5 protein-coding genes are annotated in these 16,671 nt (G+C 71.3%); 3 read left to right on the top strand and 2 right to left on the bottom strand.

Going from position 1 to position 16,671, the window contains the following annotated elements:
* Positions 1-125 precede the first annotated feature (125 nt).
* Both ACFWF2_RS15025 and ACFWF2_RS15030 read right to left on the bottom strand, forming a co-directional pair.
* Positions 126-518: an SCO5389 family protein gene (locus ACFWF2_RS15025; protein WP_189030341.1), complete on the bottom strand. Its 393-nt coding sequence runs from the start codon at positions 516-518 to the stop codon at positions 126-128.
* A gap of 84 nt (positions 519-602) precedes the next feature.
* Positions 603-1,634, bottom strand: coding sequence for a nitronate monooxygenase (locus ACFWF2_RS15030; protein ID WP_379308023.1), 1,032 nt, complete (start codon positions 1,632-1,634; stop codon positions 603-605).
* A 267-nt stretch (positions 1,635-1,901) separates the two neighbouring features.
* Here ACFWF2_RS15030 and ACFWF2_RS15035 point away from each other — a divergent pair, with 267 nt between their 5' ends.
* The 3 genes from ACFWF2_RS15035 to ACFWF2_RS15045 all read left to right on the top strand — a co-directional run bounded on the left by ACFWF2_RS15035 (position 1,902) and on the right by ACFWF2_RS15045 (position 16,640).
* Positions 1,902-2,771 carry a M23 family metallopeptidase gene (locus ACFWF2_RS15035; RefSeq protein ID WP_379308024.1) on the top strand — a complete coding sequence of 290 codons (870 nt, stop codon included), beginning with the start codon at positions 1,902-1,904 and terminating at the stop codon, positions 2,769-2,771.
* A 257-nt stretch (positions 2,772-3,028) separates the two neighbouring features.
* Positions 3,029-10,573, top strand: coding sequence for an amino acid adenylation domain-containing protein (locus tag ACFWF2_RS15040; protein ID WP_379308025.1), 7,545 nt, complete (start codon positions 3,029-3,031; stop codon positions 10,571-10,573).
* 76 nt (positions 10,574-10,649) lie between these two features.
* Positions 10,650-16,640: an amino acid adenylation domain-containing protein gene (locus tag ACFWF2_RS15045; RefSeq protein WP_379308038.1), complete on the top strand. Its 5,991-nt coding sequence runs from the start codon at positions 10,650-10,652 to the stop codon at positions 16,638-16,640.
* The last annotated feature ends 31 nt before the right edge of the window (positions 16,641-16,671 follow it).

A 16,671-nucleotide genomic window follows, 5' to 3' on the forward strand; every position in this document is an offset into this window, starting at 1 on the left:
GCTACAGGGGAGCGGGCGTGGTGCAGCGTGGAATTGCTTCCACGCCCGCCGTTTTCATTCAGTTGTCGGATTCTGTTGTGCGATGCAGTTGTCGATATTCAGTTGTCGAGGAGAAACGCTGGTGCTCAACAGTTCCGGAGTTCCGGACTCTGGTTGAGGAGCTGGGCCCGCGGGCTGATGTAGCGGGTGTAGGTCTCGCCGCCGACCGCCGAGAGCGGGAAGGCCGCGACCCGATGGCAGTTCTGGAAGGCGAGTTTCACGCCGAAATGCCGTTCCAGCCCGCCGCGAATCGCGTCGGAGGCAAGGGCGCGCAGCAGCTGGCCGCGGGCCACCTCGTCCGGCGGCGGTACCCGGTTGTCGGCGTACTCCTCGGCGCCTGCCTGCAGCTCACCGGCTACCCGGCTCACCACTTCCCAGGCGTAAGGCAGTGACGTGCGGACGCATTCGACGAATTCTGCGTCATCGATATCGCCCTGTTCGGCGCGCTCGAGCAGTGCTGCGGGAACATCGAGGGACATGGCGCTCTCCTCCTGCTTGGTGGTGGTCGGCGGGATGCGATGCCACTCGAGTCTAAACGAAATTCGTTGTCAACAACACTGGATTCACTCTGAAAGCGCTTTTCGGAGTGCGCTTTTCGCGTCGGCGTACAGGCCGCTGATCAGTTCGCCTACCGGTAGCTCGGTGGTCAGCGAATGCGCTTGCCCCGCCCACAGATTCACATCGTCGGGGTTGCCGGCGGCGCGGCCCGCGGCGCGCAACGGTGCGGTGGCGTAATGGATTTCGGGGTAGGCGGCAGGCGCGGTCGCGGTGTGCTCGGTGAGAAAACGGTTGCGGATTCCGCGCGCACGTCGTCCCGTGAACGCGCGCGTCAGCATGGTCGGTTCCGCCGACCCGAGCGCGGCGCGGTGCACGGCGTTGGTCCCGGCCTCCGGGCAGCGCAGCAGCGCGGTGCCGAGCTGCGCGGCGGCCGCGCCCGCGGCGAGCACGCCGGCCAGGCCCGCGGCGGTGGCGATGCCGCCCGCCGCGACGATCGGGCGGTCGGTGACGGCGGTGAGCAGCTGGATCAGCGTCAGCAGGCCGGGCGGGTCGACGGCGTCGTCGGCCGGATCGTCGAGGAAGCAGGCCCGGTGCCCGCCCGCCTCGGCGCCCTGCGCGATGAGGGCGTCGGCACCGGCGTCGATCGCGATCAGTGCCTCGGCGGGCGAGGTGACCGTCACCCACACCTCCGTGCCGACCGCGTGCAGCCGGTCGACCTCGACCGCGGTGGGACAGCCGAAGGTCGTCGACACCACCGCGACCGGGTCGGCAACCAGCAGGTCGAGCTTGTCGGCCCAGCCGTCGGTGTCGTGTTTGGGGGTGCCGAGCGGGAAGTCGGCGCCCAGCTCGGCGAGGTAGGCGGCGTAGATCGCGGGCTCGGCGACCGGGCCGGGCGCGAACAGATTCATGCCGAACGGGGCGGCGGTCGCGGCCCTGGTCGCCGCGATCTGGTCGGCCATCGCGTCCGCGGCGAGGTAGCCGGCGGCCAGTTGGCCGAACCCGCCCGCGTCCGAGACGGCGACCACCAACTCCGGGGTGGACGGGCCGCCTGCCATGGGCGCGGCGACGATGGGGACACGCAAACTCTCGATCACCATCTCCCGAGTCTGTCCTTTCGGCGCCCCGGCGGGGCGCGCCGACGGCGCGTGTGACCCGCTCGGCAACGGGATCGTTACTGTGAGACAGGCCTCCCACCTGCGAGTTCGAGATCGAAGGTTGCGGAATGGTCACGACCGGGTAGAGTTCCCGTCACAACGGATGCCGAACCGTTACACGCGGTTCGGTGACGGGAACCGCCAACGCGGATTCCGGGCCGGTCGCAAGCCGGTTTCGTTTTCCTTGTTGTCGGACGCTAGGACGAAACTTTGTCGCAGCACCGTGTGGGCCCCGAATCCATCTCCGTCAAGACCCTGCTGGGTGACGGAGGCGCCGGGCGCCCGAGCCGGCACCGCGCCGAACCGTCGCGTACCGATCGGGTGCGGGTCGCCGCCAGCGCCGCGGTCGCCGCAGGCGCCCTGGTCGGCACCGCAGCCTCGATCGCCCCGGCGATCTCCTACGCAGCCCCGCTGCTGCCGACGCACAACGACGACGTCGAGGAATCCGTCGTCTCCGATTCCGCTCGCGAGGCCGCCGAGGTCAGCCTGGTCGCCGCCAAGCAGGTCGCCGCGCCCGCCGCCGATGCGCCCGTGCAGGTCGACGCGGTCGCCGCGCCGATCGCCGCCCCCGTGGCAGCGCCGTTCGGCATCGGCAACCTGCCGCCGGAGATCTCCGGCCCGCTCGCCCAGGTCGAGGACATCATCCAGGGCATCCAGCACCAGGTCGCGCCGCCGCAGGCCGCCCGCCCGGTCGCAGGCCCGATCAGCTCCGGCTATGGCGCCCGCTGGGGTGCCATGCACTACGGCCTGGACTTCGCCGACACCCTCGGCGCCCCGATCCACTCCGTGTCCAGCGGCACCGTCATCGAGGCGGGCCCGGCCTCGGGCTTCGGCCTGTGGGTGCGGGTGCTCCAGGACGACGGCACCACCGCCGTCTACGGCCACGTCAACGAGATGCTCGTCAAGCAGGGCCAGCGGGTCAACGCGGGCGATGTCATCGCGACCGTCGGCAACCGCGGCCAGTCCACCGGCCCGCACCTGCACCTCGAGATCTGGGATCAGGGTGGCGGCAAGATGGATCCCCTGCCTTACCTCGCGTCCAAGGGTGTTCCGATGGAGTGGGGCCCCTCCTCGCACTGAGGGTTCGTGAGCGCGGATTCGTCCGTGAAAGCCAAGTGACGGTGGTTCGGTATGAGCCCCGTCACTTTGCTGTGTGATCCGGCAACACCGCTTGGCGCCGGGCCGATACTCCTCAAGGCCCTAGTACCCGGGGCCCGGGAAATTGGGGCTGTCGGCACGACATTCGGTCGGTATGCCGCTCCTCGATATGATGGCTCGATCTGCACGGGGCGGCCGTTCGCGCGCGTCCAGGCTCGATGAGAGGTGAATGAACCCGAATGGAAACTGCCCGCCGTTCTGCCCGCGGTAACCGCCGTCGCCGGTCGAGCAGTCCGACATTCGGGCAGTTGCTGACCGGGGCCGTCGAGTCGGCCGCCGATGCTGTCGCCATCCGGTTCAACCCCACCGGCGAGCCCGCCGACCAGCGTGAACTCACCTACCGCGCGCTCGACGAGGAATCATCGCGCTTGGCCAGGGAGCTGATCGCCCGCGGCGTCGGCCCCGGCGACATCGTCGCCGTCGCGATCACCCGCTCGATCGAATCGGTGCTCAGCGTCTGGGCGGTGGCCAAATCGGGCGCGGCCTACGTGCCGATCGACCCGGCCTACCCGGCCGAGCGCATCGCCCACATCGTCACCGACTCCCACGCGGTGCTCGGCGTGACCACTTCCGCGCACCGGGCCGGGCTCGGCAACTCGACGACCTGGCTCGAACTCGACGACCCCGGCGTGGCGGCTGCCGTCGCCGCGCAGCCCGCGCACGCCATCTCCTACAGCGACCGGGTGCGCACGCTCGACGAGCGCCACCCGGCCTACGTCATCTACACCTCCGGTTCCACCGGTCTGCCCAAGGGCGTGGTGGTGACCCAGGCGGGCCTGTCGACAATGGCCGCGGTGGGTGGGCAGTACCGGGTCACCGCCGAGTCGCGGGTGACCCACCTGAGCTCGCCCAGCTTCGACTTCTCCCTGATGGAGATGCTGTTCACCTTCACCGCGGGCGCGACCCTTGTTGTCGTCCCGCCGACCGTGTTCGGTGGTGATGAGCTCGCCGATCTCGTTCGCCGTGAACAGGTCTCGCACCTGCTGATCACGCCCGGCGCACTCGAGTCGGTGGACTCCACCGCGGTCGACAGCGTCCGCGTCGTCGTCACCGGTGGTGACAAGCTCGGCCCCGAACTGGTGGATCGCTGGGCGAGCGCCGGCCGTTCGGTGTTCAACGCCTACGGACCCACCGAGGCCACCGTCATGGTGACCACCGGCGAGATGGCCGCGGGCGAGCCGGTGACGCTGGGTTCGGTGATCCCCGGCGTGGCGGCGTTCGTGCTCGACGCGCGCCTGCGCCCGGTCCCCGCCGGCGTGGTCGGCGAGCTGTACCTGGCCGGTCCCGCGCTGGCACAGGGCTATCTCGACCGCCCGGCACTGACCACGGAACGCTTCGTGGCCAACCCGTTCGGCGCCGACGCCGGCGCGCCGGGCGGACGGCTGTACCGCACCGGTGACCTGGTGCGCCGCAACGCCTCCGGCGCGTTCGAGTACCTCGGGCGTTCGGACTTCCAGGTGAAGATCCGCGGCCTGCGCATCGAGCTGGGCGAGATCGACAACGCGCTCACCACGCACGCCGACGTCGACTTCGCGGCCACCCTCGGCCGCACACTGACCAACGGCGTGACCTCACTGGTCGCCTATGTGCTGCCCCGCGCGGGCGCCGCGGTGACCCCGGCCGACCTCGCCCACCACCTGTCGGGTCTGCTGCCCGCGTACATGGTGCCGGCGGCGATCATGCTGCTCGACGAGATCCCGCTGACCCCGGTCGGCAAGCTCGATCGAAAAGCGTTGCCGGAGCCCACCTTCACCGCCCGCGAGTTCCGCGCGCCGAGCACGCCGATCGAGGAGATCGTCGCGCAGGTGTTCGCGGCCCTGCTGGTGCCCGGTGACGACCCGCCGCGACCGGCGGGCCCGGAGGCGGTAGCGGAGCGTGACCACGCAGGGCCCTCGGGAGCGGCGACATCGGGCACAGCGCAGCGGGTCGGTGCCGACGACGACTTCTTCGAGCTCGGCGGCAACTCGCTGCTGGCCGCCCAGGCCGTGGCCAGGATCGGTACCGCGCTCGACGCCAGGGTGCCCGTGCAGCTGGTGTTCGAGGCGTCGACGGTGTCGGCGCTGGCCGCCCGGGTCGAGTCGCATGTGGGCGCGGGCACCGGCAACCCGCTGACCGCGCAGGCCCGTCCCGAGCAGATCCCGCTGTCGTACGCGCAGCAGCGGATGTGGTTCCTGAACCGTTTCGATCCGGCCAGCGGCGCCAACAACATTCCGCTGCCGGTCCGTCTGTCCGGCAAGCTGGATCTGGCCGCGATGCGTGCCGCGGTGACCGACCTGGTCTCCCGCCACGAGGTGCTGCGCACCATCTACCCGGTATATGGCGTCGCGACCGAGGGCCCTGCGTGGTCACGCTCCGCTACCTCCTCCGGGCCCGCCGATCGCAACGCGGTGGTCGACGGCAACGCCGTGCAGCTGGTGCTGCCGGTGAGCGATCCGCGCGCGGTCCCGCTGATGAAGGTGGTCGACGCGACGGCGGAGCAGCTGCCGCAGCTGATCGCCGAGCAGGCCGTGGCCGGGTTCGATGTCGCGGTCGCGCCGCCGGTGCGGGTGCGGCTGTTCCGCCTCGGCGCCGAGGAACACGTGCTGCTGTGCGTGGTGCACCACATCGCCGCCGACGGTTTCTCGATGGCGCCGCTGACCCGCGACCTGATCGCCGCCTACTCCGACCGGCTGCGCGGCAACGCGCCGCACTGGCACCAGCTGCCGGTGCAGTACGCCGACTTCACCCTCTGGCAGCGGGCGACGCTCGGCGCCGAATCCGACCCGGATTCGCTGCTGGCGCAGCAGATCTCCTACTGGCGTGACGAATTGTCCGGGCTGCCGGAGCAATTGGACCTGCCCGCCGACCGCCCGCGCCCCGCGGCGATGACCAACCGCGGCGCGAGCTACGACTTCCGGATCGACGCGGAGGTGCACGCCGCGCTGGATCGGCTGTCCCGCGAACACAATTCGACGCTGTTCATGGTCGTGCACGCGGCGCTGGCCGTGCTGCTGGCGCGCCTGTCCGGCACCACCGACATCGCCGTCGGCACCCCCGTCGCGGGCCGTGGCGAAGCGGTGCTCGACGACGTGATCGGCATGTTCGTCAACACCCTGGTGCTGCGCACCGAGGTGGACCCCGCGCGCAGCTTCGACGAGCTGCTCGGCACGGTCCGCGGCACCGATGTCGCCGCCTTCGGCCATGCCGACGTGCCGTTCGAGCGGTTGGTCGAGTTGCTCGATCCCGCCAGGTCGATGGCCAGGCACCCGCTGTTCCAGGTGATGCTCACCTTCCAGAACCTGGCGGGCACCGAGCTGCAACTGCCGGGCCTGACCGTCTCCGGCGTCGATCTGGCTGTGCCGTTCGCGAAGTTCGATCTCGAACTCACCCTGGTTCCGCTGGAAACCGACGGCGTGGCCGCCGGTGTGTCGGCGGCGTTCACCTACGCCACCGACCTGTTCGACGAGGCCACCGTCGCCGGTTTCGCCGATCGTCTGGTCCGGCTGCTGTCGGAAGTGGTGGCCGATCCGGCCCGCCCGGTCGGTGCGATCGAGCTGCTGGAGCCGGTCGAGCGCACGCGAATCCTGGAGCAGTGGAACGACACCCGGCACGAGCTCGCGCCCGCGCTGCTGCTCGACGGCTACCGTGCCGCGGTCGCCGCGCATCCCGATGCGGTCGCGCTGGCCTACGAGGGCGCCGAGCTGACCTACCGCGAGTTCGACGAGCGGGTGAACCGGCTGGCCCGGCTGCTGGTGGAGCGCGGGGTCGGCGCGGAGTCGCTGGTCGGGCTGGCCGTGCGCCGGTCGCTCGACCTCGTTGTCGGCATGTACGCGATCGTCACCGCGGGTGGCGCCTACGTGCCGCTGGATCCGGATCATCCGGCGGAGCGGATCGCCCACATCCTCGATACCGCGCAGCCGGTGTGCGTGCTGACCACCACCGCCGACGCGGTGGAGGTGGCTGCGCTGAATGGCGCCGCCACGCCGGTGATCACGATGGATACCGTTGCGCTGGACGGCTTCCCGGGTGAGCCGCTGAGCGCGGCGGAGCTGATCCGGCCGGTGCTGCCGCAGCACCCGGCCTACGTCATCTTCACCTCGGGTTCCACCGGCCGCCCGAAGGGTGTCGCGGTGTCGCATCAGGCGATCGACAACCAGATCGCGTGGATGCTCGCCGAATACCCGCTCGGCCCTGGCGATGTGTACCTGCAGAAGACCGCGACCACGTTCGACGTGTCGCTGTGGGGTTACTTCATGCCGCTGCGTAGCGGCGCGAAGCTGGTCGTCGCCACCCACGACGGACACCGCGACCCCGCCTACATCGCCGAAATCATTGCGGCGCAGGGCGTCACGATGACCGACTTCGTGCCCTCGATGCTGACCGTGTTCGCCGCGCACACCACCCCGGGCGCCATCCCCACCCTGCGCGACGTGTTCGCCATCGGTGAGGCGCTGCCGCCGGAGACGGTCGAGGCGCTGCGCGCGGTCTCGCCCGCGCAGGTGCACAACCTCTACGGCCCGACCGAGGCCGCCGTGTCGGTGACCTACTGGCCCGCGGGCGAGACCGACCGTGGCTCGGTGCCGATCGGTGTGCCGCAGTGGAACACCCAGGTGTACGTGCTGGATTCGCGGTTGCGTCCGGTGCCGTCCGGTGTCGTCGGCGAGCTGTACCTGGCGGGCGATCAGCTCGCGCGCGGGTATGTCGCCCGGCCCGACCTGACCTCGGATCGCTTCGTGGCCAACCCCTTCGCGCCGGGTACGCGGATGTACCGCACCGGTGACCTGGTCGTGTGGCGCACGCCGACCGCCGACACCCACGTCCTGGAATACCTGGGCCGCACCGACTTCCAGGTGAAGTTCCGCGGCCAGCGCATCGAGCTCGGCGAGATCGAGACCGCGCTGCTCGCCCAGCCCGCCGTGAGCCAGGCCGTCGCGATCGTGGCCGATTCGCCCGCCGGTGAGCAGCTGGTCGCCTACGTGGTGCCCAAGCCGGGCGAGCGGATCGAGCAGGCGCCGTTGCTCGCCGCCATCGGTGAGTCGTTGCCCGCGTACATGATTCCGGCCGCGCTGGTCGCGCTGGACGCGTTCCCGCTCAATCCCAGCGGCAAGCTCGACCGCAAGGCGCTGCCCGCGCCGACCTTCACCGCGGGCGAGTTCCGCGCGCCGGCCACCCCGACCGAGGAGATCGTGGCCGGCGTCTACGCCGAGCTGCTCGGGATGGCCCGGGTCGGCGCCGACGACGACTACTTCGCCCTCGGCGGCAACTCGCTGATGGCCACCCGCGCCATCGCCAGGATCAACGAGGCGCTCGACGCCGAGGTCACCATTCGCGACCTGTTCGAAGCGCCCACCGTGACCGCGCTGGCCGCCCGGATCGGCGCTGCCGGCGGTGCGTCCGCCCGGCCCGCACTGGTCGGCGCCGAACGGCCACAACGGATTCCGCTGTCGCTGGCCCAGCAGCGCATGTGGGTGCTCAACCAGCTCGACCCGGCCTCTGGCTCGTACAACATCCCGTTCGCCATCCGGCTGACGGGCGCGCTCGACGTCGCCGCGCTCGATGCCGCGGTGCTCGATGTGCTCGGCAGGCACGAATCTCTGCGAACCCGCTTCCCGGTGCAGGTCGGCACCACCGCGCGTGCTCACGCCGCCGGGGCTGATGCGGTGTCGAACGACGGCGCGCCGGAAGGCCGAGTCGTCGGGCTCGGTACTTCAGGCGGGGCGATCGAGGGCGCACCGGTCCAGGAGATCGTGGCGGTTGCCGATGTGCTCCCGAACGGCCTCGAGGTCGAAACCACCGCCGACGTCTTGTCGAGGGCCGCCGAACTGGCTGCCGCCGGGTTCGATGTGACTCGCGAAGTACCCGTGCGGGCGCGGCTGCTCACCGACGGGTCGACCGCCGACTGGCTGCTCGTCTTCGTCGTGCACCACATCTCCGCCGACGGCGCGTCGCTGGCCCCGCTGGCCCGTGACCTGATGACGGCCTATGTCTCGCGCGCCGGGCAGCAGGCCCCGGCCTGGACGCCGCTCGCGGTGCAGTACGCGGACTTCGCGCTGTGGCAGCGCGCGGTCGTCGGCGCGGACGACGAGCCGGGCTCGGTCGCCGCCGCACAGCTCGACTACTGGCAGACCCAGCTGGCAGGCGTCCCGCCGCTGCTCGAGCTGCCGCAGGACCGGCCGCGTCCGGCAGTGCCGACCCTGCGCGGCGCGACCACCGAACTGCGGCTGCCCGCCGACGTGCACGCGCAGCTGAACCACATTGCGCGCGAGCACAAGTCCTCGCTGTTCATGGTCGTGCACGCGGCGCTGGCTGTACTGCTGGCCCGGCTGTCGGGCACCACCGACATCGCCATCGGCACCGCCGTCGCCGGTCGTGGCGAGCGGGCGCTCGACGAGCTGGTCGGCATGTTCGTCAACACGCTGACCCTGCGCACCGCCCTCGACCCGGCCGGGTCCTTCGACGAGGCCGTCGACCTGGCGCGCGAGACCGATCTCGGCGCCTTCGCCCATGCCGACCTGCCGTTCGAGCGGGTCGTCGAGGTGGTCGCGCCGGGCAAGGGCAGCGCGCACAACCCGCTGTTCCAGGTGGCGCTGACCTTCAGCAACAACGAGGCTGCCGCGCTCGAACTGCCCGGCCTCACCGTGTCCGCGCTCGAGACCGCGGTGGCGGCCAAGTTCGACCTGCAGGTCGATGTCGAGCCCCGGTTCACCGCCGAGGGCGCGCCGGACGAGCTGGTCACCCTGTTCAACTACGCCACCGACCTGTTCGATGAGTCGACCGTGCGCACCATCGGCGAGCGCTTCGCCCGCATCCTGTCCGCGGTCGCCGCCGACCCGCAGATCCGCGTCGGCGACATCGACATCCTGGACGAGCAGGAACGCGCCCGGCTGCTCGCCGGGGCCGCGCAGGCGCCCGCGCCGACCAGCCCGTCGGGCGGCACCACGCTGGCGCAGGCCTTCACCGCGGCGGCCGAGGACGAGCCGGACGGCCCCGCGCTGGTCTGGGGCGACGACTCGCTGACCTACGAACAGCTCGACCACCGCTCCTCGCGGCTGGCCCGGCTGCTGATCGGCCGCGGCTTCGGCCCGGGTGCCGGTGTGGCCGTTGACCTTCCGCGCGGGATCGACTGGGCGGTGGCGGTCTGGGCGGTGCTCAAGGCAGGCGCCGCGGTGCTGCCGGTGTCGGGCGCGCTGCCTGTCGAACCCGCGGCCAAGATCGGCATCACCGCGGGCACCGCTCCCGAATGCGACTTCGAGTGGGTTGTCCTCGACGATCCGGCGATCCGGACGGAACTGTCGACGCAGTCGGCCCGCCCGGTGACCTACGCCGACCGCACCAGGGCCCTGCGCGGCGGCGACCCGGCGTTCGCCGGTGCCGACGGTGTCCGCAGCTACGACGAACTCGCCACGGCGGGTGCGCAGGTGCGCACCGGCACCGAGCTGACCTTCGAGTCGCGGACCTTCGGCAACGGCGCGGCGGACAGCTTCGCCGCGCTGGTCGAGCCGGTGGCCGCCGGTGTGGCTGGCGCGTCGATGGTGCTGGTGCCCGATGCCGAGGACGGCTTGTCGACGGTGCTCGCCGAGGAATGGGTGAGCCACCTGTTCGGTGATCGCGTCGGGATCGAGGCGGTCGACACCGCCGGTCTCGACGATCTGCAGGCGCTGATCGCCGCCGACGCCGCGCCGGGCAACACCGGCCAGGCCGAGGTCGTGCTGGTGCTGGGGGACCTGCGTACCCCGGTGGCCTGATCCGGTACCGGCGTAGCGGGGCAACGAGTTTTGGTGAGGTGGAATCGCGATGACTAGACCTGTACGGACGCGCCCGGTGCGGACCCGGCGCGCCAGGGTGACCGCGCTGCCGCAGCTGCTGGCGACCGCTGTGGAGATCAATCCCGACGGTGTCGCCGTGGTGCTCGCCGATGCCGGGCACACGCTCGGCAGTCTGGGCTACGCCGAGCTCGACGAGCGTTCCAGCCGGATCGCGCGGCTGCTGATCGACCGCGGTATCGGTGCGGGCGACCTGGTCGCCATCGGTATCCCGCGGTCGATCGAGTCTGTGCTCGCGGTGTGGGCGGTCGCCAAGACGGGCGCCGGTTTCGTGCCGGTCGACCCGAACTATCCGCCGGATCGCGTGGCGCACATGGTCACCGACTCCGGGGCCGTGTTCGGACTGACCGTCGCCACGGTCGCGGACCGGCTGCCCGCCGAGGTGGATTGGCTCGCCCTCGACGACGACGCGATCGTGCCCCGGCTCGACGAGGTCGCGGGCGATCCCGTCACCAATGCCGATCGGGTGCGTCAGATCCGTGCCGAGGACCTGGCCTACGTCATCTACACCTCCGGCTCCACCGGTCTGCCCAAGGGCGTCGCGGTGACCCAGGCCGGGCTGGCCGGGTTCTGCGAGGAGCAGCGCCTGCACTACGGCGTCGAATCCACGTCGCGCACGCTGCATTTCGCCTCGCCGTCGTTCGACGCGTCGCTGCTGGAGCTGCTGCTCGCGGTCGGCGCGGGCGCGACCATGGTGATCGTCGACCCGAGCGTCTACGGCGGCGACGATCTGGCCGCGCTGCTGCGCCGGGAACGGGTGACCCACGCCTTCATCACCCCCGCCGCGCTGGCCTCGATCGACCCGGCCGGACTCGACGACTTCCGGGTGGTGGCCGTCGGCGGCGAGGCGTGTCCGCCGGACCTGTTGCGGCGCTGGTCGATTCCGCTGGCTGACGGAACCTTGCGTGAGTTCCACAATGTCTACGGGCCCACCGAGACCACCATCGTCACCAATATCAGTGTGCCGCTCAAGCCCGGCGACCCGCTGACCATCGGCGGGCCGCTGCGTGGTGTCGCCGAGTACGTCCTCGACGACCGGCTCGGCCCCGTCCCGCCCGGTGTCACCGGCGAGCTCTACATCACCGGCGCCCAGCTGACCCGCGGCTATCACGCGCGGCCCGGCCTCACGGCGTCCCGGTTCGTCTCGAATCCGTTCGACCCGGCCGGTTCCCGGCTCTACCGCACCGGCGACCTGGTCCGCTGGACCGCCGACGGTGCGCTGGAATACGTGGGCCGCAACGACTTCCAGGTGAAGATCCGCGGTTTCCGGATCGAACTCGGCGAGATCGACGCGGTGCTCTCGGCACACGAGAGCCTGGACTTCGCCGCCACCGTCGGGCACGAACTCGACAACGGCGCGACGATTCTGGTGTCCTACGTGCACGCCGCGCCCGGTGCGAGTGTCGACAACGCCGCGCTCACCGCGTTCGCCGAGCGCAGCCTGCCCGCGCACATGGTGCCGACGGTGCTGATGGAGCTCGACACCATCCCGCTGACCCCGGTCGGCAAGCTGGACCGGCGGGCGCTGCCCGCGCCGGTGCTCGAGCACGCCGAATTCCGGGCGCCCGCGACACCGGTGGAGCAGATCGTCGCGGGCACCTTCGCCCAGGTCCTCGACCTCGACGCGGACACCCAGCTCGGTCTCGACGACGACTTCTTCGCCCTCGGCGGCAACTCGCTGCTGGCCACCCAGATCGCCGCCCGCCTCGGCGCCGCGCTCGACACCGACTTCCCGGTTCGCCTGCTGTTCGAGGCGCCGACGGTGGAGGCGCTGGCGCGGCGACTCGCCGAATCCGCCGGCGCCGGTGCGCGTCCCGCGCTGGTCGCGGGGGAGCGGCCGGAGCGGATTCCGCTGTCGCTGGCTCAGCAGCGGATGTGGTTCCTCAACCAGTTCGATCCGGACTCGGTCGCCTACAACATCCCGATGGCGGTGCGGCTGAGCGGCGCGATCGACGTGGAGGCGCTGCGGGCGGCCGTGGGCGACCTCGTCGCCCGGCACGAGACCCTGCGCACCATCTACCCCGAGACCGACGACGGGCCGATCCAGCAGGTGCTGCCGGAATCGGCGGCGACGCCCCAGCTCGAGGTGCGCCGGATCGCCGCCGCGGAACTGGGCGCGGCCATGCACGCGCTCGGTTCGTCCGGGTTCGATGTGCGCGGTCAGGTGCCATTGCGGGTCGCGCTGTTCGAACTCGGCCCCGACGAGTCGGTGCTGGCCGTCGTCGTGCACCACATCGCCGGTGACGGTTCCTCGCTGACCCCGCTGACCAGGGATCTCATGCTCGCCTACGCGGCACGCTCGGCGGGCTCCGCACCGGCCTCGGCGCCGTTGGCCGTGCAGTACGCCGACTACGCGCTGTGGCAGCGGGCGCTGCTCGGCAGCGAGGACGACCCGGCCTCGCTGGCCTCGGCCCAGCTGGCCTACTGGCGTCAGGCGCTGGCGGGCCTGCCCGATCAGCTCGACCTGCCCGCCGACCGCCCGCGCCCCGTCGTGCAGTCCTTCGCGGGCGGCCGGGTGCCGATCGAGATCGACGCCGACACCCACCGCGCGCTGCTGGCCCTGGCCCGCGCCCAGGGCGCCACCCTGTTCATGGTGGTGCACACCGCGCTGGCGGTGACGCTGGCCCGGCTGGCAGGCACCGGCGATCTCGCGATCGGTACGCCCATCGCGGGCCGCGGCGAGGCCGCCCTCGACGACCTGATCGGCATGTTCGTCAACACCCTGGTCTTCCGCACCACCCTGCGGCCGGGCGAACCGTTCACCGACCTGCTCGCCCGCCAGCGCGACACCGACCTGCAGGTCTTCGCCAACGCCGACCTGCCGTTCGAACGCCTCGTCGAGGCGATCAACCCCGCCCGCTCGACCGCGCGGCATCCCCTGTTCCAGGTCGGCCTGTCCTTCCAGAACCTCACCCGCACCGGCCTCGAACTCGGTGAGCTCGCGGTCGAGGGCGTCGACGTGGACTTGGCGGTCTCGCAGTTCGACCTGCACGCGGTCGTCGCCGACACCTACGACGCCGACGGCGTCGCCCAGGGCATCAGTGGTGTCTTCACCTACGCCACCGACCTTTTCGACGAATCGACCGCCCGCGATTACGCCGACCGTTTCGCTCGGGTGCTGGCCGCGGTCGCCGCCACACCGCAGCGTCCCGTCGACGAGCTGGAACTGCTCTCCGCCGCCGAGCGCGAGCGAATCCTGCACGGCTGGAACGCCACCGGGCATCCGTGCCCGCCCGCGACACTGGCCTCGCTGTTCGCCGAGACCGCCACCGGGCACCCCGACGGCGTCGCGCTGGTCGACCACGACGGCACACAGCTGACCTACCGCGACTTCGCCGACCGCGTGCATCGCCTCGCACGGCACCTGATCGCGAAGGGCGTCGGCGTGGAAGACCGTGTCGCACTGGCGATCCACCGATCCACCGAGCTCGTCGTCGCCATGTACGCGGTAGCCCAGGCCGGTGCCGCGTACGTGCCGATCGACCCGTCACAACCCGCCGACCGGATCGGGCACGTGCTCGACACCGCCGCCCCTGTCTGTGTATTGACCACGGCGGGATCGGGATTCATCCAATCTGCATCCTCGACGGCAGGCGTAGCCGCCATCCACACCGGCGAACCAGCCACCGCGCGTGCGGGATTCACATCCGGTGCGGCACCGGTGGCCGGTGTCGATACCGCCCCGGTCGGCGAACCAGCCATCGCACGGGCGGAATCCGCACCAGGTTCGGCGCCGCTGATCGTCCTCGACACGCTCGACCTGTCCGCATTGTCGGGCGCGCCGATCGCGGCGAACGAGCGGCGTGGTGTGCTGCGACCGGAGAACACGGCGTATGTGATCTTCACGTCGGGATCGACGGGCAAGCCGAAGGGTGTCGCCGTCTCGCACGGCGCGATCGTCAACCAGTTGCAGTGGAAGACAGCGGCCTTCGACCTCAGCCGGGACGATTCGGTACTCCTCAAGACGGCAGCCACGTTCGATCTGTCGGTCTGGGAGTTCTGGTCCGCCGCCGTGTGCGGCGGCACGCTGGTGATCGCCGCACACGACGGGCACCGTGATCCGGCGTACCTGCTCGGTGTCATGGCCGAACGCGCGGTGACGACCCTGCACGTCGTCCCCTCGATGCTCGACGCCCTGCTCACCGAATCCGGTGGCACGCTGCCGACGGCGCTGCGCCGGGTGCTGGCGATCGGCGAGGCGCTGCCCGCCGCGACCGCGCAACGCTTCCTCGCCGCGAATTCCGCCGCGCTGCACAACCTGTACGGCCCGACCGAGGCCGCCGTCTCGATCACCGACCACCGCGTGACCACCGCCGACCGCACGACGGTCCCGATCGGCGCCCCGGAGTGGAACAGCCGCGTCTACGTCCTCGACGCGCGCCTGCGCCCGGTCCCGGTGGGCGTGTCGGGCGAGCTGTACCTCGCAGGCGCCCAGCTGGCCCGCGGCTATTTCGGCCGCCCCGACCTCACCGCCGACCGGTTCGTAGCCGACCCGTTCGCCGGAACCGATGGCCGGATGCCCGACCGGCCGACTCCGCCGCGCCATGGTGCCGCCGGAGCCAGGATGTACCGCACCGGCGACCTCGTAGCGTGGACCGCCGACGGCGAACTGGAATACCGCGGCCGTACCGACTTCCAGGTGAAGATCCGCGGCTTCCGCATCGAGCTCGGCGAGATCGAGGCCGCGCTGCTGGCCGCACCGCAGGTCGCCACGGCCGCGGTGCTCGCCAAGTCCGATCCGCAGCTCGGTGACCGGCTGGTCGCCTACGTGGTGCCCGCACCGGATTTCGAGCTGACCGCGACGGCAGCGAAAGCCGCCGTGGCGCAGGTGCTCCCGTCGTACATGGTGCCCGCGGCCTTCGTCGTCCTCGACCGGCTGCCGCTGAACGCGAACGGCAAACTCGACCGCGCCGCGCTCCCGGAACCGGTGCTCGAACCGCGCCGGTACCGGGAACCGGTGGGCGAGAACGCGATCGCCGTGGCCGAGGTGTTCACCGAGGTGCTCGGTGTCGAACGCCCCGGCCTCGACGACGACTTCTTCTCCCTCGGCGGCAACTCGCTGCTGGCCACCCGGGTGGTGCACCGGCTGCGCGAGCGCACCGGTACCGAGCTCACCGTGGCCGCCTTCTTCGCCGACCCGACCGTGGCGGGGCTGGCCGACCGGCTCGCGGCCGGTCCGGCGGGCCTCGGCGGCGACCTCGACGCGGCACTCGCGGTGACCCTGCCCCTGCGCCGTGGCGGCGGGGAGCCCCTGTTCTGCCTCCACCCGGTCGCCGGTCTGGCCTGGGCCTACGCGGGCCTGGCCCCGCACCTGCCCGAGGACCGCCCGATCATCGGCATCCAGTCGCCCGCGTTGACCGATCCGGACTTCCGGCCCGCCACCGTGGACGACCTGATCGACCGCTATCTCGCCGAGATCAGGGCCGCCCAGCCGCAGGGGCCGTATCACCTGCTCGGCTGGTCCCTTGGCGGCGTCCTCGCGCAGGCCGTGGCGACCAGGCTCCAGGCCGCGGGGGAGACCGTAGCCTCGCTGACCATGCTGGACAGCCTGCCCGGCGCCGATCTGGCCCATTTCGGCGCCGAGTTGCGCGATGCCTTCCGTGAGCTCGGCATCCCCGATCAGCAGCTGCCCGCCGCCGACCGGTTGTCCGCACTGGGCGACGACGCCCTGGCCGCGCTGCACGCGGCGCTGGCCGGGTCGACGCCGATCTCGCTGCCGCGATTCGTCGGCATGTACCGCGGCGCGTTGCACACGATCGGATTGGTTACCCAGCTGACGCCGGCCCGATTCGTGGGTGATCTCACCTACTTCACCGCGCTGCGGACGACCGGGAACGTCCCGGGTGGCGCCTCCCGGTGGCGGCCGTACATCAGCGGGGTCATCGCCGATCATCCGGTCGACGCCAGTCATCAACAGATGCTCGGTCCGGTGGCCGCGGCCACAGTCGGTCCGGTAACAGCGCAGGTCACCGCCGTTTCCGGCCGTTAAATCGATAGCTCCACGTAACAGGCTCGCGGCA

Origin of the sequence: Nocardia sp. NPDC060259 (assembly GCF_042728775.1) — a bacterium.
Classification (GTDB): domain Bacteria; phylum Actinomycetota; class Actinomycetes; order Mycobacteriales; family Mycobacteriaceae; genus Nocardia.